The sequence below is a fragment of the Candidatus Nitrospira bockiana genome, from assembly GCF_965152565.1.
Genome location: NZ_OZ224215.1, coordinates 2,099,808 through 2,118,423 on the forward strand (window position 1 = coordinate 2,099,808; position 18,616 = coordinate 2,118,423).

The 18,616-nt window shown below is 63.5% G+C and carries 23 protein-coding genes; 13 read left to right on the forward strand and 10 right to left on the reverse strand.

The features are described 5' to 3' along the window. Window positions 1-262 precede the first annotated feature (262 nt). The gene (locus tag ACWHYV_RS10235) at window positions 263-1,705 is read left to right on the forward strand and encodes a malic enzyme-like NAD(P)-binding protein (RefSeq protein ID WP_447980538.1); all 1,443 of its coding nucleotides are present in this window, start codon (window positions 263-265) and stop codon (window positions 1,703-1,705) included. A gap of 28 nt (window positions 1,706-1,733) precedes the next feature. Here the strand turns inward: ACWHYV_RS10235 and ACWHYV_RS10240 are convergent, their stop codons facing one another. Continuing rightward, entirely contained in the window at window positions 1,734-2,255 is a 522-nt protein-coding gene (locus ACWHYV_RS10240; protein ID WP_447980539.1) for a c-type cytochrome, read from the reverse strand. A 284-nt stretch (window positions 2,256-2,539) separates the two neighbouring features. On the opposite strand from ACWHYV_RS10240, the gene ACWHYV_RS10245 reads away from it, so the two are divergent. Beyond that, a complete protein-coding gene (locus ACWHYV_RS10245; RefSeq protein WP_447980540.1) occupies window positions 2,540-3,172 on the forward strand; it encodes a J domain-containing protein in 633 nt (210 codons plus the stop codon). Window positions 3,173-3,179: 7 nt separating this feature from the next. Further along, the gene (rnd, locus tag ACWHYV_RS10250) at window positions 3,180-4,364 is read left to right on the forward strand and encodes a ribonuclease D (protein WP_447980541.1); all 1,185 of its coding nucleotides are present in this window, start codon (window positions 3,180-3,182) and stop codon (window positions 4,362-4,364) included. Between the two features lie 63 nt (window positions 4,365-4,427). Here the strand turns inward: rnd and arsC are convergent, their stop codons facing one another. Beyond that, window positions 4,428-4,778 (reverse strand): arsenate reductase (glutaredoxin), encoded by a 351-nt coding sequence (arsC, locus tag ACWHYV_RS10255; protein WP_447980542.1) that lies wholly within the window; start codon window positions 4,776-4,778, stop codon window positions 4,428-4,430. Between the two features lie 88 nt (window positions 4,779-4,866). Here arsC and ACWHYV_RS10260 point away from each other — a divergent pair, with 88 nt between their 5' ends. Then, a complete protein-coding gene (locus ACWHYV_RS10260; RefSeq protein ID WP_447980543.1) occupies window positions 4,867-5,232 on the forward strand; it encodes a hypothetical protein in 366 nt (121 codons plus the stop codon). 95 nt (window positions 5,233-5,327) lie between these two features. Here ACWHYV_RS10260 and ACWHYV_RS10265 read toward each other — a convergent pair whose 3' ends face one another. Both ACWHYV_RS10265 and ACWHYV_RS10270 read right to left on the reverse strand, forming a co-directional pair. Then, complete coding sequence (locus tag ACWHYV_RS10265; RefSeq protein WP_447980544.1) at window positions 5,328-5,687, reverse strand: hypothetical protein; 360 nt, start codon at window positions 5,685-5,687, stop codon at window positions 5,328-5,330. 63 nt (window positions 5,688-5,750) lie between these two features. Beyond that, complete coding sequence (locus tag ACWHYV_RS10270) at window positions 5,751-6,239, reverse strand: hypothetical protein (protein ID WP_447980545.1); 489 nt, start codon at window positions 6,237-6,239, stop codon at window positions 5,751-5,753. Window positions 6,240-6,310: 71 nt separating this feature from the next. Between ACWHYV_RS10270 and ACWHYV_RS10275 the strand changes: the two genes are divergently transcribed. Further along, window positions 6,311-7,444, forward strand: coding sequence for a citrate synthase (locus ACWHYV_RS10275; RefSeq protein ID WP_447980546.1), 1,134 nt, complete (start codon window positions 6,311-6,313; stop codon window positions 7,442-7,444). A 208-nt stretch (window positions 7,445-7,652) separates the two neighbouring features. Here ACWHYV_RS10275 and ACWHYV_RS10280 read toward each other — a convergent pair whose 3' ends face one another. After that, window positions 7,653-7,796, reverse strand: coding sequence for a hypothetical protein (locus tag ACWHYV_RS10280; protein WP_447980547.1), 144 nt, complete (start codon window positions 7,794-7,796; stop codon window positions 7,653-7,655). Between the two features lie 23 nt (window positions 7,797-7,819). Continuing rightward, entirely contained in the window at window positions 7,820-8,215 is a 396-nt protein-coding gene (locus ACWHYV_RS10285) for a hypothetical protein (RefSeq protein ID WP_447980548.1), read from the reverse strand. Between the two features lie 231 nt (window positions 8,216-8,446). On the opposite strand from ACWHYV_RS10285, the gene ACWHYV_RS10290 reads away from it, so the two are divergent. From ACWHYV_RS10290 to ACWHYV_RS10310, 5 genes are all read left to right on the forward strand, one after another. Next, window positions 8,447-8,896 (forward strand): Hsp20/alpha crystallin family protein, encoded by a 450-nt coding sequence (locus tag ACWHYV_RS10290; RefSeq protein ID WP_447980549.1) that lies wholly within the window; start codon window positions 8,447-8,449, stop codon window positions 8,894-8,896. Window positions 8,897-8,997: 101 nt separating this feature from the next. Beyond that, window positions 8,998-9,159, forward strand: a complete 162-nt coding sequence (locus ACWHYV_RS10295; RefSeq protein ID WP_447980550.1) for a hypothetical protein — start codon at window positions 8,998-9,000, stop codon at window positions 9,157-9,159. 189 nt (window positions 9,160-9,348) lie between these two features. Next, window positions 9,349-9,771 (forward strand): Hsp20/alpha crystallin family protein, encoded by a 423-nt coding sequence (locus tag ACWHYV_RS10300; RefSeq protein ID WP_447980551.1) that lies wholly within the window; start codon window positions 9,349-9,351, stop codon window positions 9,769-9,771. 56 nt (window positions 9,772-9,827) lie between these two features. Beyond that, on the forward strand, window positions 9,828-10,214 hold the full coding sequence (locus tag ACWHYV_RS10305) for a hypothetical protein (protein ID WP_447980552.1): 387 nt from the start codon (window positions 9,828-9,830) through the stop codon (window positions 10,212-10,214). Between the two features lie 21 nt (window positions 10,215-10,235). Beyond that, window positions 10,236-10,703, forward strand: a complete 468-nt coding sequence (locus ACWHYV_RS10310; RefSeq protein WP_447980553.1) for an Hsp20/alpha crystallin family protein — start codon at window positions 10,236-10,238, stop codon at window positions 10,701-10,703. Window position 10,704: 1 nt separating this feature from the next. On the opposite strand, the gene ACWHYV_RS10315 is transcribed toward ACWHYV_RS10310, so the two are convergent. The 3 genes from ACWHYV_RS10315 to ACWHYV_RS10325 all read right to left on the reverse strand — a co-directional run bounded on the left by ACWHYV_RS10315 (window position 10,705) and on the right by ACWHYV_RS10325 (window position 13,693). Further along, complete coding sequence (locus tag ACWHYV_RS10315; protein ID WP_447980554.1) at window positions 10,705-11,823, reverse strand: S1C family serine protease; 1,119 nt, start codon at window positions 11,821-11,823, stop codon at window positions 10,705-10,707. A gap of 142 nt (window positions 11,824-11,965) precedes the next feature. Further along, window positions 11,966-12,127: a hypothetical protein gene (locus tag ACWHYV_RS10320; RefSeq protein ID WP_447980555.1), complete on the reverse strand. Its 162-nt coding sequence runs from the start codon at window positions 12,125-12,127 to the stop codon at window positions 11,966-11,968. Window positions 12,128-12,166: 39 nt separating this feature from the next. Further along, window positions 12,167-13,693, reverse strand: coding sequence for a DegQ family serine endoprotease (locus ACWHYV_RS10325; protein ID WP_447980556.1), 1,527 nt, complete (start codon window positions 13,691-13,693; stop codon window positions 12,167-12,169). Between the two features lie 390 nt (window positions 13,694-14,083). On the opposite strand from ACWHYV_RS10325, the gene smbP reads away from it, so the two are divergent. From smbP to ACWHYV_RS10340, 3 genes are all read left to right on the forward strand, one after another. Beyond that, complete coding sequence (gene smbP, locus ACWHYV_RS10330; protein ID WP_447980557.1) at window positions 14,084-14,428, forward strand: small metal-binding protein SmbP; 345 nt, start codon at window positions 14,084-14,086, stop codon at window positions 14,426-14,428. Window positions 14,429-14,593: 165 nt separating this feature from the next. Beyond that, entirely contained in the window at window positions 14,594-15,976 is a 1,383-nt protein-coding gene (locus tag ACWHYV_RS10335) for a class II fumarate hydratase (protein ID WP_447980712.1), read from the forward strand. Between the two features lie 223 nt (window positions 15,977-16,199). Continuing rightward, entirely contained in the window at window positions 16,200-17,558 is a 1,359-nt protein-coding gene (locus ACWHYV_RS10340) for an FAD-dependent oxidoreductase (protein WP_447980558.1), read from the forward strand. On the opposite strand, the gene ACWHYV_RS10345 is transcribed toward ACWHYV_RS10340, so the two are convergent. Then, window positions 17,550-18,413: an NAD(+)/NADH kinase gene (locus ACWHYV_RS10345; RefSeq protein ID WP_447980559.1), complete on the reverse strand. Its 864-nt coding sequence runs from the start codon at window positions 18,411-18,413 to the stop codon at window positions 17,550-17,552. The two genes, ACWHYV_RS10340 and ACWHYV_RS10345, sit on opposite strands and share 9 nt — an antisense overlap. Window positions 18,414-18,616 lie beyond the last annotated feature (203 nt).

An 18,616-nucleotide genomic window follows, 5' to 3' on the forward strand; every position in this document is an offset into this window, starting at 1 on the left:
AGCAAGCGCCTCCTCTTCTCCTTATACGAACGGCCCGCCGCGTACCGGGGGCGGGGCGGGCCGTCGGGCGGTGGATGGACGTGAGCGGCGACATTCCCGGTGGGACGGTACCCTAATGAAACCCCGGGGTGATGTCAATTGAGCCGTGGCGCGACCGAGGGCTTGGGCGGCCGGCCCCGGCGTCGGTCTTCGACCCATAGGTCGGAATGGGTCGGGCGGCCGGCAGTATGGTACGCTTGAGTCGTCAAAGGTGGCCCGGGCTATGTCCGAAGATCCGACCTTCTCGAACTATCGCTTGACCGTCAGGCTGCAACTGGCCAATCGGCCCGGCATGTTTGCTCGCGTGGCGACGGCATTGGCGGAAGAGGGCGCCAACCTCGGAGCCGTCGACATCGTCTCGGCCTCGCCGGACACGATGGTCCGGGATGTGACCTTCGACGTGCAGAGCGAAGAGCACGGCGCCCGGGTCGTGGCCCGGCTGAACGCACTCGACGACGTCACGGTCGTCTCCGTCTCCGACCGCATCTTTCTCCTGCACATGGGCGGCAAGATTCGAGTCGAGAGCAAGCTGCCGTTGAAAACGAGAAACGTCCTGTCGATGGTCTACACACCCGGCGTCGGCCGGGTGGCCGAGGCCATCGCCAAGGATCGCCACAAGGCGTCGGTCTTCACCACCAAAGGAAACAGCGTGGCGATCGTGACGGATGGATCGGCGGTGTTGGGGCTGGGGAACCTCGGGCCCTATGCGGCGCTGCCCGTGATGGAAGGCAAGGCGATGCTGTTCAAGGAGCTCGCGGGCATCGACGCCTGGCCGATTTGTCTGGCCACTCAGGACACGGACGAGATCGTCCGTATCGTTCAAGGGATTGCCCCGAGCTTCGGGGGGATCAACCTCGAGGACATCAGCGCGCCCCGCTGCTTCGAGATCGAAGACCGTCTCAAAGCGAGCCTGGATGTTCCCGTGATGCACGACGACCAGCACGGCACCGCGGTCGTGATTCTCGCCGCGCTCAGGAATGCGTTGAAGGTGGTCGAGAAACGGATCGAGAGCGTCCGGGTCGTCGTCAACGGTCTTGGAGCCGCCGGGCTGACCTGTTGTCAAATCCTCCTGGCGGCCGGCGTCTCCCAACTGGTCGGGGTGAGCCGCCAAGGCATCGTGCTTTCCGGCGAGCCCGACCGGCTGCGGACCTGCCGAGACCGCCTGGGCTCCTGCATCGAGCACGAAAGGCCGAAAGGGACGCTACAGGACGCGCTCAGGGGCGCGGACGTGTTCATCGGGCTCTCGGTCGGGAACGTGCTGACGCCGGCGGATCTCGACCTGATGGCTCCCGATCGGATCGTCTTCGCGATGGCCAACCCCGATCCTGAGATTCCTCCCGCCCAAGGGCTCGCCCATGCCCGGATCTTTGCCACGGGCCGGTCCGACTATCCCAACCAGATCAACAACGCGCTGGCCTTCCCCGGCATGTTCCGCGGCGCGCTGGACGTGGAGGCCCGTGAAATCAACGAGGCCATGAAACTCGCCGCTGCCGAAGCCATCGCCGATCTCATTCCCCGCGCCACGCTGAGCGAGGACTATATCGTGCCGAGCCTGTTCGACGTCCAGGTCGTGCCGACCGTCGCCGCCGCGGTGGCGCGGGCAGCTTGGAAGACCGGGGTTGCCCGCCGCACGCGAAACGACGCCACGGGAGAGGTGAGTCACTGAGGCGCCCGAGGCGCTCAAGACTCCGTCCTCATTTCATTCCGTTCCCGCCGGCCGACGTTCCGCCCGCCGAATCTCCCAGGCTCAACTCGTAGAGCAGCACCTTCCAGCCGTCTTCCTCGCTCAAGAACTGCCCGACGATCGGCAGCATCCCGGTACCCGGCACTCTGCCGGACTGTCCCAAGCTTCCGTTCTTGAGCACCCACATGAGCTCGCCCGGGGTTCGATATTTCTTGAAATTCGGATTGGTGAAGTTTCGCGGCTGGATCGGGAGCACTTTGGCCGCGCCGCCGTCGCCTTTCCCTTCCGGGCCATGACACTGAAAGCAGGTCCCGCGCCCGAGGAAAATCGCCTTTCCCTCGGCAAGGATCTCCGGGGTGGGCTGAAAGGGAGGTTTCAAGGTCTTCGCGGCCGCCAGCTCCGACGAGGGGACGCGTGGAATCTTGATATCGAACTCGCCACCGGGCTGCCCATACCCAGATGGGTCCGCGGCGTAGGCCGAGGCTGCCAAGAGAATGGACCCGGATATCGACCACCATGCTGCTCGCCGCATGTCGCCTCCTTCGTGTTGCTCCACAGTGTTGCTCCACCCCTAGCATCGTCGTGCGCGGCGTCGTGCGCCATCGTCCCTGTCATCGCTGAGGTTATTTCAATGGATCGACCGGTCCCTGCCTGTCTCGGCCCCGGCCGAGTCTGTTGGGGCACCCTCACCGGCGAGCCTACCATAGGGGAGTGGACGCGACAACGACAGGGGGTTGCGGGTTCCGGCTACTGTCGGCGGCGCCCGGTTGTGCTAAAATGCCGCGCTGGAACTGGTTTGGAAGGACCAGCCCGATCATGCCCTTCAACGCCAAAGCCTACGCCAAGTTCCAGGCAGGGATGCGGAAACGGATCGTGGAGCTTCGGGCGCGAACCGAGGACTGTCTGGACGTCGCGATGGACTCGATGATGGAAGATCGCGTGGACAGTTACTTTCGCATCGAAGAGGGCTTGGCGGAGATCGACCGCTCATTGACGCTGATCGAAGAGGAGCTCGCCCACGTGGCGGATCTGGCGACGGCCCAACGCTTGGACTCGCGGTTGGAGTTCATGGAAGACCGCTTCGAGGAGTTCGACAGTGAGGTGCGACAGCGCCCGCGCCGCCGACGCCGCCGGATCAACATGGCGGACTTCTTCAAGGCGGCCGCCGGCGGCGGCTGGGGCGACCTGCCCGGGGCTCGGGGGGACATTACCAATGCGACCGATGCCTTTGCCGCGCTCGGTCTCGAATACGGCAGCTCATTGGCGGTGGTCACGCGGGCCTTTCGGGAGCGCGCCAAGCAGCTCCATCCGGATGCCCGAAGCGGGGACCGGAGCTCCGAGCCGGAGCTGCGGCGCATCATCGAAGCCTATCAGTTTCTCAAGGAACATCTGAGCCTGAGCAATACCGAGCCCCCGGTCAATCCCGGCGCATACTCACCTTCGGAGTAGAGCCTCTGTGCGCAAGCATGCCCCCCCGGCATACATCGAGGACACGCAGGGCTTCCGAGACCTCGCCGAACGCCTCAAAGAGCACGACCGGGTGGCGCTCGATACCGAGTTCGTGGGGGAGGACAGCTTCGTCCCCAAGCTGGAACTCATCCAGGTCTCCGCGGGGTCGCTTTCCGCGGTGATCGATTTTCCTGCCGTCGGCTCCTTGGAGCCGCTCGCCGACATTCTGGCGGACGCTCGCATCGAGAAAGTCTTCCACGCCGGCCGTCAGGATCTCGAATTGTTCTTCACCCATACGGGGTCGATCCCCCGACGGATCTTCGATACGCAAGTGGCGGCGGCGATGGTCGGATACGGGACCCAGGTCGCGTACGGGCAGCTCGTGCAGCGCGTGGTGGGCGTCAAACTGGCCAAGGCCCACACGTTCACGAACTGGAGCCTCCGGCCCTTGAGTCAGGAACAGATTGCGTACGCCCTCGAGGATGTACAGTATCTGCTGCCGGTCCATGAACATCTCCGCAAGCGGCTGCATGCGTTGGGGCGGGCCGAATGGGTCCAGGAAGAGTTCGATCGGTTGGGGAGCAAGCTGACCCAGGCGCGAGAGCCGCGCCACCGCTACCAACGGATCCGCGGCTGGGAAGGTCTGAAGCCGCGGGCTGCGGCCGTATTGCGCGAGCTCGTGGCCTGGCGGGAAGAGGAGGCCAGGCGCCGAAACGTGCCGCGGGGACGCATCATTCGCGACGAGGTGTTGCTGGAGCTGGCCAGACAGGCGCCGACGACGGTGTCGGCCTTGAGGGCGACGCGCGGCCTCCACCCCTCGGAGGTCGAGCGCAACGGTGAGGCGTTGCTCGCGGCGATCCGGCTGGGTCTCCACGTTCCCGAGCATGAATGGCCCGAGGTTCCCAAAGCACGCCGGCCGGAGCCGGAAGCCGCGGGGCAGGTCGATCTGCTGCAGGCGGTCTTGAAAGCCGTGGCGCTGGAAGAGGAGATCGCTCCCAGCCTGCTCGCGAGCGCCTCCGATCTGCAGGCGTTGGTCGATGCCAAAGAGCGGGCCCGGGCGCTCGATCTGCCGATTTTACAGGGGTGGCGGCGGAAGCTGGCCGGAGACGTACTGCTCAAGGTCCTTGAAGGGGCGGTGGCGGTCGCCATCGACCGGCGAACGGGCAAAGTGGTGATGACGGAGCGCCGCTGAACCTATCCCGCGGGCGCCCGGTCAAGACCATCCCGCGCGGACGTTCCCGTTTAGAGAAGCCGTTCAGAGAAGCCCTTTGACGGTTTCGGCGGGCCGTGCGAGGACCGCCTTCTCGCCCTTCTCGACGAGCGGGCGCTGGATCAAGTCCGGGTGTGCGATCATCAGATCGAGGAGCTGATCGTCGCTGAGCTCCTTCTTCGCCAATCCCAGGGTCTTGTAGATGTCCTCTTTGGTTCGAAGCGCGTCCCGCGGGCGCAAGCCGGCCTTCTCGAGCACCTTCTTGAGCTTGGTCTTGGTGAACGGCGTGTCGTAATAGTTGACGGCCTCGAACGGTTGTCCGCTCTCCTCGATCAGACGAAGCGTTTGCCGACACGTGCTGCAGGTCGGCTTCTGGTAGATCTTGATGGTTGCCATAGTGACTCCGTGCCGAAGGACCTTGCCTTGACGCCGATTTTTTCAGCGTGTTAGTAATGCTTGGCATGAGGACATTGGGGCGAGCACCATGTTGACCGCCGGTACCAGCTCTACGGGCGAGTTTGCCTGTGCGACGGCGAAGGCACGTACGCTGAAACAGCTCCGGACGAAGCGCAAGGGGCAGCCGGTGTTCGTTCTGGGGCACATTCCCGAACGCCACGGGCAGGAAGCCGCCTTCCAGCTCTTCAACGAGCGGCTGGCCGTCGTGAAGTTCCCCGACGACGTCGCGATCGGGTACGATCCGGGCGAGTTGCTGCTGCCGACGGAGATCGATGACAAGGGCGTCGCCTATTTTGAGATTCGGATCTGCCAGACCTGCGAGCAACACTTTCCGCTGACTGCCGAAGAGGCGCAGGCGGACCCTGAACCCACCACGTGTTTGGAGTGCCGGTAAAACGAATGCTGAGTGATGAGTGCTGAGCGATGAATAGGGGATGATCGAGTTTTTTCATTCATCATTCATCACTCAACACTCATCACTGTCCTTCCTTAGTCCACCAAGGGCGCAAACTCCAGGGCCTTGCGCAACAGACAGTCTCCCGCGATTCCTTGCAAGGACATCGGCAACATCCCGGCGTCCAACATCCGGATCGAGGTGATTTGGTAGCCCTCCGGGACCTTGACCGCGTCGGCCTTCAGCGAGTGGCAGACTTCGAGTTTTCTCCAGATCGGATTGTCCATGATCGTGTCCGTCGGGATCAGCGTGACTTCCGCCACCGTCCCGCCCGCGATCGCTTGGGCCGTGACCGTCCGCTTGTCTTTGGAGATCTTCGTGACGACGGCGAACAGCACTTCATCGGCGGCGTGGGTCGGCTGCCAGAGCATCGCCGAGACGAGGAGCGTCGCCACGGCGAGCCGCCTGGTGAGTGCCCCGGGGTTCCCCATATCCGCCGCTACCCTCGCCGTATGGCGTCAGTGCCGTCTGCGGAGTGACGCTTCCGGAAGCCATCCGACCCGCCCATCCTTCAAGGCGACCTGGTAGTACGGGCGCCTCTGCGCGGGTTCCTCACCGACCTGCTCCACGGCACGAATCAGTCCCACCGTGCCCGGCGGTACGACGATTTTCACCGCCCGCTCTCCGTTCGGCAAGAAGGGCGCCGAGTCGACGAGCACGACGGCGCCGTTCCCCTCGTCGCCGGCGAGCTCGACTTCTTGGCCGACACGGAAGAGGGACCGACGCTCCTTGGGAGGCGTTCCCGGGCCCCCGTGGCTGAGCGCGCTCCTTCCAACGACCGCGTTGCCGGGCAGCAGGCTCGGTCCCGCCTCCGGTGCGAAGCCAGGCCGATCCTGGGAGCGAGGCAGCATCAAGCCCGCGAGCAGAACGGCCCCGCCGAGAACCAGCATGAACGAGACGATGCGCGGCATGATCGTGGGGACGAGGACCGTAGTATGCCCAAGCACGTCCGGCTTCGCAACTGCCCGCCTTGACCGAACGCCGTCCGCCCCATAGTATGGATTCGAGCAGGAGCGCCATGCCACACGATTTCATGCCGGGGCTGGCCGGTGTGCCGGCGGCCATGTCGGGTGTCAGCGACGTCGACGGCCAGCGGGGGGTCCTTGAGTACCGTGGGATTCGTATCGAGGAGCTGTCCGCCAAGTCTTCATTCCTGGAGGTGTGCTATCTGCTCCTGTTCGGTCGCCTCCCCACGCACGCGCAGCTCGTCGCGTTCATCAACGACATCACCTACCATCGTCGCGTCAAGTATCGGATCATCGATCTGATCAAATGCCTTCCCGAACACGGGCATCCCATGGACGCGTTGCAAGCGGCGGTCGCGGCGCTCGGCATGTTCTATCCCGGCCGGAACGTGAAGGACGTCGACAACAACTACTGGTCGGCGGTCCGCCTGATTGCGAAATTGCCCTCCATCATCGCCGCCTATGCCCGGCTGCGGAAGGGCGACGACGCCATTCCGCCGCGCGATGACCTCGGCTTCGCGGAAAACTTTCTCTACATGTTGACCGAAAAGATCCCCCCCAAGATCTGGGTCGAGACGCTCGACGTCTGCTTGATCCTCCATGCCGAGCACACGATGAATGCCTCCACCTTTACCGGGCTGGTCACGGCGTCCACGCTCGCGGACCCGTACACGGTGGTGGCCTCGTCGATCGGTGCGCTCAAGGGGCCTTTGCACGGGGGCGCGAACGAGGAAGTGGTGGAGATGCTGAAGCAGATCGGGACGCCGGATCGGGCGCGCGCCTATGTCGAGCAGAAGATCCGGGCCAAGGAAAAGATCATGGGCTTCGGCCATCGCGTCTACAAGGTCAAGGATCCGCGAGCGACGATCCTCCAGCGTCTCTGCGAACGATTGTTCAAGGAGTGCGGGAGCTCCCCGCTCTATGACGTGGCGCTGGAAGTGGAGCGTGCGGCCGCCGAGCTGCTGGCCGACAAGAAGGTCTATCCCAACGTCGATTTCTACTCGGGGATCCTCTACGACAAGATGGGGATCGAGGTCGAGTTCTTCACGCCGATCTTTGCGATGGCCCGGGTGTCAGGCTGGCTGGCCCACTGGTTCGAGCAATTGAAGGAAAACAAGCTCTACCGGCCGGAACAGATCTATGCGGGCGAGCACGACCGGCCTTACATTCCCATCGAAGAACGGTGATCGGTTCCTCCCCGCTGCTGCCGGCCCGGCTGCCGCACGCTCTGCGCTTCGTTATTCGAACAGCGCGATGAATCGCCAGAGGACGAGGGCGACGATGGCCATCGCGGCAAACATGACGCCCAATGCCAGGACTTCGAGCATGGTTCCTCGTTCACGTCGCGAAGGAACGGGGTGGGTAAAGGGCGCGGCGCCGGCCGCGCCCGGATCATCATGCGGCTTTCAACCCTTTCCAGCTCTGGCTCGACGCGCCCGACCCGGCGCCGTGCTCGTCCGTCTCCTCGTTGAAGGTGGCCCAGACGGCGGCGGCCCAGGTGAAGACCATCAAGCCGATGAGTAATGTGACTGCAAGCATTCGCCTCACCTCGCTCTCGACCGTCAGGTGTTGCGCATCGCTGTCGGGACGCGTTTCATGATCGAGTTGATGATCGGCTGCACATCAGCGTCCGTGTAGTAGTTCTTCTTTACGCCTTCCTCGAGCACCCGAATCGCCTGTCCCAGGAAATCCGACGCCAACGCGTCGTTGCCCGATTCATGCGCCATGGCGGCCCGGTTGAGGAGCCACAGGACCGACGCTTGCGGCGCTCGCGGATCGTTGAGGAAGACCGTCTGGTATTCCTTCTTGAACAGCTCCTGTTCGATGTCTTTCACCCAGCCCGCGGCATAGGTTTCGGCGCCCGAAATCCAGGGTGCGGCGTCCGACGTCATCGGCATCCACACCGTCCCGCCAACGAGCAGGGACAGTGCGCACAGGACACTCATGACGTTCCTCATATGTCCCTCCTTTCGTTAGGGGTTGAACCCGGGAGGCGCGGCCTCGCGCGCCCATGCTTGTCGGTCGCTTGTGTAATGTCGCCTGTAAAAAAGTCAAGAGGTGCGCTGCCAGCCGGCCGACGGGCGCTCCTCTTGACCTTGCGGCGGGGTGCGGTTAGCTGTTGGCACGGATAGTGAGTTCATACTGACGGGTTGGAACCTGATGTGAGAACGAGGGAAGGAGGTGAGACGATGAATCTGGTGAAATGGGATCCTGTCCGTGAACTGGAAGAAATGTCGGAGCGGCTGAATCGCTTGTTCGGTCGGTCTCTCGGGGGTCGGCAGAACGGGAAGGAGATGCTCACCGTCGCCGACTGGTCTCCGGACGTGGACATTACCGAGACCGACGCCGAGTATGTGATTCATGCCGAATTGCCGGGTCTGAAAAAGGACGACGTGAAAATCACCCTGCAGGACGGGGTGCTGACCCTGCAAGGAGAGCGGAAATACGAAAAGGAAGAGAAAGGCCGTCGGTACCATCGAGTCGAGCGCTCCTATGGTCGTTTCATGCGGAGCTTCACGATGCCCGACTCGATCGACGAATCGAAGGTGTCGGCGGAGTTCAAGGACGGGGTCTTGCAGATCCACGTTCCGAAATCCGAGAAGGCCAAACCCAAGGCCATCGAGGTGAAGGTTGCCTGAGACGTTAGGTCCGTTGAGTCCGTTAAATCAGTTTTGTCCGTTCGCCCAAGTAACGGCCAAACGGATTAACGGACCAACTGGACTGGAAGGAGGTGAGCACGATGATGGATGTGGTCAGCTCGATCATCGACGCGACGTTGGCCTGTCTCGGCATGGCGGCCGTACTTGGGATCGGCGGCTGGACGCTTGCCGCACAATCCACCACCGTGTCCACGTCCCAGAGCGAGGGGACTGGGGCGGCCTCTCTCCGACGGGCGGCGTGAGCCGGTTTCCGGCTCCGCTGTCGATCGCGCGCCAGAGTCGTGGTGATAGCCAGCCTTGCTCGCTGTGCCGGGTGGACCGGGATGACCGGCTATCCGGGATGGCAGCCGCGTTCCAGCCATCCCTCGCCGCTCGGGTCTCCCGCGGTCTTCGAGAAAGGCCCCACAGTCGATGGAAAGGAGGTGAGCGCGATGGCATTGTCTGCCGACATGCCGGCCCTGATCCGGGAGCCGTTCGATGCCCAGGTCGACCGGCTGCTGGATGAGGCGGTTCGTGCCGTCGACACGTGGTCCACCGCATGGTGTCCGGAGTGCGATGTGTACGAGGACGGGGAGCATTTCACCGTGCAGGTCTCCGTACCGGGGGTCGAGCCGGCGGCCATGCACGTGATGATCGAGGACCAGACGTTGATGATCCGAGGCGAACGGAAGCGGAACTGTGACGGCCTGACCTGGCATGTGAACGAGGTCAAAGACGGGCCGTTCTCCTGCTCGTTCGAATTGCCTCACTATGTGGACCCCAGCCGGTCCACCGCTTCCTGCAAGAATGGGATGTTGACGATCACGTTTCCCAAGAAAGAGGAGGCGAAATCTCGTCGGATCCCGATTGCCTGACCCTAACCATCCCGGCGGGCTCGTGGAGGCCGCCGGCAGCTGCGAGGAGGACCGTGATGAGAATCGCCGCGCTCGTCACCATGTCGATTCTGCTGGTCATGGGCTCCCTCTCTGCGGCATCTCTCTCACCCCGAGGACATCTCCCGCCACCGCCGGCCGAGTGGATCTGGCAGGTGGAGGATTGGCTGAAGGAAGCCGTCCGGGAATCGCCGAAGGGGGCTGCCTTGCAGGCCGAGGCCCAGCGTCTCGTCCATGACATTCGCTGGAACCTCGAGCAGGCTGCGGAGCGCAGGCGGCAGGCGGACCAGGAGATGGCGGCCTTCCATGCCAGGGAAGCCGTCAGCCTGCTGCAGCGCGGAATCCGAAAAGGGCTGTTCAATGAACGGGACATCCAGCCGGTGCTCCAGCGGCTCGCGGAGTATCTGGGTGGTGTCCGAGTCTGAGAAGGAGGTGAACGAGGTCCTATGGAGCTGATGAGCAAATTGAAAGAAATCGTTCCGTGGAAGCGCAAACAAGTGGAGACGCGCGAAGTGATGACCTTGCGGGACGACATCAATCGGCTGTTCGACCGATTCTTGATGTCGCCGTTCCGCTGGGACTGGGGATGGGGCGGCGGGTCCGATCTGGAAGAGACTGAGGACGGCGTCCTCGTCCGCGTCGATGTGCCCGGGCTCGATCCCAAGCGCCTCGACGTAACCGTGCGCGACGGGGTCCTGCATATTCGGTACGAAGGCGAGGACGAATGGAAGGACGACGACGGACATGCCTGGGCCCGTCGCTATGGGGCGTTCCATCGCGCCATCGCCTTGCCCGAGGGTCTGGACACCAATCGGGCGACGGCGGTGTGCAAACATGGTTTGCTCACCGTGCGGTTCCCCTGGACGCAGCAAGCGAAAGAGGACGCACGCCGCATCGTCGTCTCCATTCAGTAGCTCATTCCACCGCCTGCAGCGTGACGGTCGCCTGCATGCGGCGACCGTCGCGCAGGAATTCCACCACGACCTTGTCGCCGATCGCATGATGGTCCAACGCGGTGAACAGGTCGTCGGCTTCCCTCATCGGTTTCCCGTCCACTGCGACGATGACGTCGCCAAGGGCCACGGCGCCCGCCCGGCTTTCCCGAAGCCCGCGGAGGCCGGCCGCTTCCGCCGCGCCGCCGGGAATGACGCGGGCGACCACGAGTCCCTTGATTCCTAACCGTGCGGCCACCTCGTCCGGTATGAGCGCCAACCCGAGACCGGGCCGGATGACTTTCCCGTATTTGATGAGGTCCGGCACCACCCGATTGATCGTGTCGACCGGCACGGCAAATCCGATCCCGGCGAAGGCGCCGCTCGGGCTCATGATCTGCGTGTTGATCCCGATGAGGCGGCCGGAGCTTTCGAGCAGCGGGCCGCCGGAGTTACCCGGATTGATCGCCGCGTCCGTCTGAATCACGCCGTCGATCGTTCGATTGGTCATGGATTTGATGGTGCGTCCCACGGCGCTGACGACCCCCGTGGTGAGCGTGTGATCCAGACCGAAAGGGTTCCCGATCGCCAGCACTTTCTGGCCGACTCGTAGATCCCGGGAGCTGCCGATGCGGATCGGCACCAGCGCGTCCTCCGGCGCGCGGATTTGGAGCACGGCCAGATCGTGATCCGGGTCGATGCCCACGACGCGAGCGCGGTATTCGGTCCGATCGGCCAGCGTGACGGTGATCGCATCGGCGCCGTAGATCACGTGGAAATTGGTCACGACGTGCCCCTGCTTGTTCCAAATGAAGCCCGAGCCGGAGCCTTGGGGCACCTCGAAGAGGTTCAACGACCACGGCCCCCGCCGGACGGCGGTATTGGCGATGAACACGACCGATCGGCTCGCCTGTTCGAACACGTCGATCGTCGCGCGTTCGTCGGCGCTGAGCTCCCCCCCGGCGGAAACCGGGCGGGGCTGGACTTCCGGGCCGGTGTAGCTCGCGCCCAGGGGATGTCCCCAGTCGTCACGGAGCGCGGCATACACGACGGCCGCGAGCAGGAGGAGCAGGATCAGCAGGACGACGACGTCTCGGCGCATGCCTGAGGCTGGAGACCCGATAGGAGGTGGGTGGTCTAACGGGTCCATAGGAGAATGATCCATCGCGGGAATGCCGGGGAGCGGAAGACGTGCATCGGGGCGAGCGAAAAGGACGGGGCGGGAGGCTCCCGCCCCGAGCCGGTCATGCCACCCGCCGCTCGAGCTGCGGCTCGGCCGATTCCGACGGCCCCTGCGTGAAGCGCCGCCACATCCCGACCAGCAGCGCGCCGGCGCTCATCGCCAAGAACGCGACGACGAGGGCATCGATCCAGTTCAGATTAAAGAGCGCAGCGATCGTGTCCATAAGCCTCACCTCCTTGTTCCCTTCAGCTCTCCAGGGTCCTCACGATTCAGGATTGATGCTCAAGAAGACGGTCGCGTTTCCTCGTGTGATCAGCAGCAAGACCCGGCTCTTGGGATTCAACTGTGAGACCAGCCGCTCGAAATCCTGCACCGTGCGGACCGGCTTGCGGTCGATCTCACGAATGATGTCGCCCGGGCGTAAGCCCGCGCGGTCGGCCGGTGTGTCCGGTTGCACCTCGACGACCGAGACACCGGTATCCTTGCGGCCGCCCTTCCCGGGCCGATCGCTCAGCGGCTCGACGGTGACACCGGCCAGGGCGTGCTCGCCCTGTCCTTCACCGCCGCCCCGCGACGCCTTGGCGAGGTCCTTGGGGAGCTCCCCCACCGTGAGCTTGATCTCGCGTGACTGCTTGTCACGCCAGATCGTCAGCGTCACGGTCGTTTCCGGCGCCGTATCCGCCACCAAAGACCGCAGGTGAGCGGGGTCGTTGATCTTGATCCCGTTATAGCCCGTGATGATGTCCCCTCGTTGGAGCTTCGCCTTGGCCGCGGGACTGTCGTCCAGGACGTCGGCGACGAGCGCCCCGTTCGTATCGGGCGCGCCGAACTCCTTGGCGAGATCCTGATTGACCTCCTGGATGGATACCCCCAGCCAGCCGCGAACGACCTTTCCATATTTGATGAGGCTGTTCATCACGTTCCTCGCCATGTTGCTCGGGATGGCGAAGCCGATGCCCATGTTGCCGCCCGTCCGGCTGAAGATCGCCGTGTTGATGCCGACCAACTCGCCCTTCAGGTTCACGAGGGCGCCGCCGGAGTTCCCGGGATTGATGGCTGCATCGGTTTGGATGAAGTCCTCGTAGTCGACGATGCCCATGTTGGCGCGTCCGACCGCGCTGATGATCCCCATCGTCACCGTCTGGTTCAGCCCGAATGGGTTCCCCACGGCCAGCACGATCTCGCCCACCTGCAGTTGACTCGAATCGCCCCACGGGAGCACGGGCAGGTTCGACGCGTCGATCTTGATGACCGCGACGTCGGTCTTGGGGTCGCTGCCGATGACCTTGGCTTTGAAGGTCCGCTTATCGGGCAACAGGACTTGGATTTCGTCCGCCTGTTCGACGACGTGATTGTTCGTGAGGATGTGCCCGTCGGGGCTCACGATGACGCCGGACCCCAACCCTTGCTCTCGGCGCTCACGGGGCACGGGGAACCGCCGCTCGAATTCCTCTCCGAAGAACCGCCGAAAGAACGGGTCGTCGAAGAACGGATTGAAGGAGCGCTCGCGGCTTTCCTTCGCCGGCTTTTGCGAAGACGAGATGTTGACCACGGACGCGCGGGCGACTTTCGCCACCGAAATGAAGGTCTCATTGGCAGGGAACGTTCCCGGATTGCTCGCGCTTGCGGCATGGGCGATCGGCGGAGCCGTGGCCTCGATGCTGCGCGTCGGCCCCTCATTGCACCCGGGCAGGATCACGAGCAGCGCGAAGACGGTCGCGATGGCCGCCCATCGGGTCTCTGTGCGGCCCCATCGCCCCGCTGACGACCGGTTTGGACCTGATCTCATCTGGGTCGTCTCCACCTCTATGGCCTTTATAGCCTTTCAGCACCTTCTCCGACTCTAGAGCCGGGTCACTGCCGTATGCTCAAGATACCTCGCGGTCGGTCGGGGGACAAGCCGCGCTTGTTGCACGGAGATAACCTTCCGCACTGTCCAGTCAAGAGAGGTACACGGCCGAGCATCGGGTTGTAGCATGGTCCTCGTCCGGGTCGGACAATCGGCAGCCCCTCCGACGGGGAGACGGAACACCGCTGCCGGGGAAGATGAAGAGCTGCCGCGCTGAGACGGCTTGTTCGCTCGCCGGGGGCATGGCACGATGAAGCCGGCTCGGTGCCCCGGTCTCATCTGTTTTATTTTTCTCGGGTGTTCTCTACGGCTGCGAGGAGATTCGTCACGATGCGCGATGTCCGTCTTCGAGCATGGGTCGCGATGGCCTCCAGTGTGCTCGTCCTCGCGGCTGCCTGTGCCTTCCATGATCCGCCGTATGTCGCTGAAGCATTGCAGCATGCGAACCAGGCGATCAGCCGAGGGCTTCAAGCGGATGCCAACGGCCTTGCCGAGCAGGCGACCGTCGCGTTGCGGTACGCTTATCTCGCTGAACGCGACCTGAAAGAAGACCCGCATCTGGCGCAGGCCATCCAAGACCTGAAACAGGCGGTTCTGCATGCGCGCTACGGCCGTTCCGACGAAGGGGCCGAGGCTGCCGAGCGGGCGGCCATGCACTTGGCTGAAATCCATTGATGGGCTTGCGGCGGGAAAATCAGATCGACTAAGATGGCACCCCTTGCGCCGGACTCATCATCCTCAAGGAGCTTCCAGGACATGAGCCAACCTGACGACCCGTCGGCCCGCCCACTCGACCGCAAGGACAACCCGACGCACCAGGTGCGCCTGGAACGCGACACGATGGGTGAGCTGGCCGTACCGGCCGATGCCTATTACGGCGTCCAAACGGCCCGGGCGATCCAGAACTTTCCGATCAGCGACCTCCGGTTTCCACGGGCGTTCCTTCGCGCCATGGGGCTCATCAAATGGGCGGCGGCCAAGGTGAACGGAGAGTTGAGCCTTCTCGATCCCAAGCTCGCCGACGCGGTGATGGCGGCGGCGCGGGAGGTGATGGACGGACGGTGGGATCGCGAGTTCCCCCTCGATATTTTTCAGACGGGGTCGGGCACGTCCACGAACATGAACACGAACGAAGTCATCGCCAACCGTGCGGCGGAATTGTTGGGCGGGGCCCGTGGCAGCAAGGTCGTCCATCCCAACGACCACGTGAACCTGGGGCAATCGAGCAACGACGTCATTCCGACCGCCATCCATGTCGCGGCGGTCGACCTGATCGAGCGGAAGCTCATTCCCGCCCTCAGGCGATTACACGGCGCCTTGCTTCAGAAGGCGCGCGAGTTCGACGGCATCGTGAAAATCGGCCGCACGCATCTTCAGGATGCGACGCCGGTGCGGCTTGGGCAGGAGTTCGGCGGCTATGCGCGCCAAATCGAGTTGGGGGTGGAACGGGCGCGCCATGCGCAGGCCGTGCTCAGCGAGGTGGCGTTGGGTGGTACGGCGGTGGGCACCGGCTTGAACGCGCATCCGGAGTTTGCACGACGGGTTCTCGCCGTGGTGTCCCAAGAGGTCGGCTGCCCCTTGCGGGAAGCGGTCAACCATTTCGAAGCGCAATCCGCGCAAGATTCCGTGGTCCAGGCGAGCGGTGATCTTCGGACGATCGCCGTGAGCTTGATGAAGATCGCGAACGATGTCCGGTGGTTGGGGTCCGGACCTCGCTGTGGGTTGGGGGAATTGCTGTTGCCGGAAACCCAACCCGGGTCGTCGATCATGCCCGGGAAGGTGAACCCGGTGATCGCCGAGTCGGTGACGATGGTCGCCGCCCAGGTGATCGGGAACGATGTGACGATCACGGTCGGTGGCCAGTCGGGTAACTTCGAGTTGCTCGTCATGCTGCCGGTGATGGCCTACAACCTCCTGCAATCGATCGAGTTGCTTGCGACGGCTTCGGAGAACTTTGCCGGCCGATGCGTCGAGGGCCTCAAGGCCGACGCCGAGCGATGCCGTCAATCGATCGAGCAAAGTCTCGCCATGTGTACGGCGCTCGCGCCGGAGATCGGCTATGATGCCGCCGCACGAATCGCCAAGGAGGCGTTCCGGACCGGTAGAACAGTGCGCGAAGTTGCACGCGCGGAGAAGGTGCTGCCGGAAGACCGCCTTGCTGCCTTGCTGGATCCATGGCGCATGACGGAACCGGGTGGTCCCGTGGGGTCGGCCGGCGGATAACCTCCCCCAGCTGGTCTCGTGCGTCGTTGTCTGACACTGCGCACGACATCGCCCTTACCGACTCTTCCGCGTTTTGACAAGGTTCCTACCCCTGTGCTAAATTCGCCGAATTCTTGAGGAGTAATGCGTAAATGCGTGGTCTGCACGGTGTGTTGGAGAAGAAATCAAGAGGAGCACGGCGAGGGACATGATGAGCGGGTCCAATAACAGTGGCGGAGAGCGCATGCACTTGGTCGTCGTCGTCGGCGCGGGCCCGGCCGGCATGTCGGTCGCAAATCTGTTGTCGAAGGCCGGCCACGAGGTCATCATCCTCAATCGTGATATCAAGTTCGGCGGTCTTGCCGAGTACGGAATCTTTCCGAGCAAGCTGAAGCTGCGCGGCGGCCTGCGCAAGTCCTACTGGGAAATCCTCGAGCGTCCGAACGTGCACTACTTCGGGAATGTAACGGTGGGAAACGGCAGGGACCTCACCGTTGAAGAGTTGCGAAGCCTGGGGGCCAGCGCGCTCGTTTTCGCGACCGGCGCGCAGGGCACGAAGACGATCGGGGTCGAGGGGGACTCGGCGCTCGGCGTCTATCATGCCAAAGACGTGGTCTATCATTTCAACCGCTTGCCGGGCTTCAGCGAGCGGCCCTTCGACATGGGCCGCCGTGTGGCGGTCATCGGCGTCGGGGACGTCATGGTGGACATCGCGCACTGGCTCATCCGCTACAAGCAGGTCGAGCAGGTCACCGCGATCGCCCGCCGCGGTCCCCTCGAGCGAAAGTACAATCCGAAAGAGATTCGGGCCGTCTGTGCGAACATTGATCAGGCCGCCCTGCAGGAAGAGTTCGCGCGTATCCGGCCGCGACTCGAAGCGGTCGGGCAGGATCCGGACAAGATTTTCAAGGAGATGACCGAGGAGTTCACGAAGTGCGAACCGAAAGCCAGTCAGACGCGGATGGGGTTCCGGTTCCTCGCATCGCCGAAGCGGGTCTTGACCGATGCGAACAATCGGGTGCGCGGCCTGGAGATCGAGGAAACCAAGCTCGAACCAAAGGGACAGGATACGGCTGCGGTGGGGCTCAAGCAGTACTATGAGTTTCCCTGCGACAGCGTGGTGTTCGCCGTCGGTGATCGCGTCGACGAGACCGTGGGCCTTCCTTATAAGAACGGCGTGTTCGTGACGAATCCCAAAGCGTCAGGCAACGATCCCGACGACGCGCTGTTTCAAGCGTACGACGAGGCGTCCGGAAAGGTCGTCGAAGGCGTGTTCCTCACCGGATGGGCTCGGAAGGCGAGCGAGGGGCTGGTTGGCATCGCCAAGCGGGACGGCGAGTGGTGCGCCGAAGTGCTGACTCGATACCTCGGTACGCAGACTCCTCGTGACCGCACGGCGGTACAGGGCGTGCTGAATCGCTTGCGCCGTCTGCTTGAGGAGCGAAACGTGACGGCGGTGGGCGTGGATGAGCTGCGGGCGTTGGAAGCGGCCGAAAAGGCGTGCACCGAGCCGCAGGGCTGCATCGGCGAGTTCAAGTTTGCGACCAATCAGGAGATGCTTCAGCAGATCCGCCGGCATCGGGCGAAATCGGTTTCAGTCTAGGGCGCCGTCGCCCCATCGAAGTTTCCGCCTCAACACGTCGTAATAGGTATGATCGGGGAAGCGGATGAGTCTCGTCCGGTGCCCCGAGGCCTGAATCGTCACGGTATCTCCCTGTACCATCGCGACGCCGACCTGCCCATCGAACGTCGTCATCGCCCCTTCATCCTTTCCCGTCAACACGACTTGCAACGCCACGTTGCTCGGGATGACGAGCGGACGATGCGCCAGCGTGTGCGGGCAGATCGGCGTCAGGATCAAGGCCTGTACCGAAGGATTGATGATGGGACCGCCGGCCGACAGTGAGTAGGCGGTTGAACCGGTGGGCGTCCCGATGATCAGCCCGTCTCCGCGAAGACGCGTCACGAACTGCCCGTCGACAGAAATTTGAATTTCAATCATGCGGGCGAGCGTTCCCTTGCTCACGACGACATCGTTCAGGACCGCGGCGTGCGCCACGTGCTCCCCGTGGCGGTCGATCCGCGCGCGGAGCATGAGACGTTCTTCCACCTGATGATGCCCGGCAAAGATTTTCAGGAGCGTCGGGTACAACTGCTCGACGCTGACCTCGGTCAGAAATCCGAGCCCCCCCATGTTGACGCCGAGGATCGGGATTCCGCGCTCCTCGACGAGTCGTGCGGCGTTCAACATGGTCCCGTCCCCGCCGAGGACGACGAGCAGGTCGGCTTGCGCGGCCATCTGCGGTTTCTGGAGCGCGGAGCTCTCGCCGATCAGCGACGCGGTCTTGCCGTCGAGCACCACCTCTTTGCCCTCTTCCCGGAGCCAGGCGACGAGGTCTTTGAGGATCGGTTTGACGTCGGGAAATTTTGGCTTCGTGAGGATGCCGATCGTTTTCATTGCGGCCTTTGTCTCGAACACGCCCGATGCGCGGAAGATGACGGCTGGATGGCGGGGAAGCGCGATTCTATCGGCACCCCGGAATTGTTGTCAATGAAGGTCGTGATGCGTCAACAAGACCGCGACAGCGCGCTGCTCAGGCCTTGACACGCCCCTTCACGGTCGATAGAATTACAGCAACATTTTCGAGAGCTTCCGCCGCG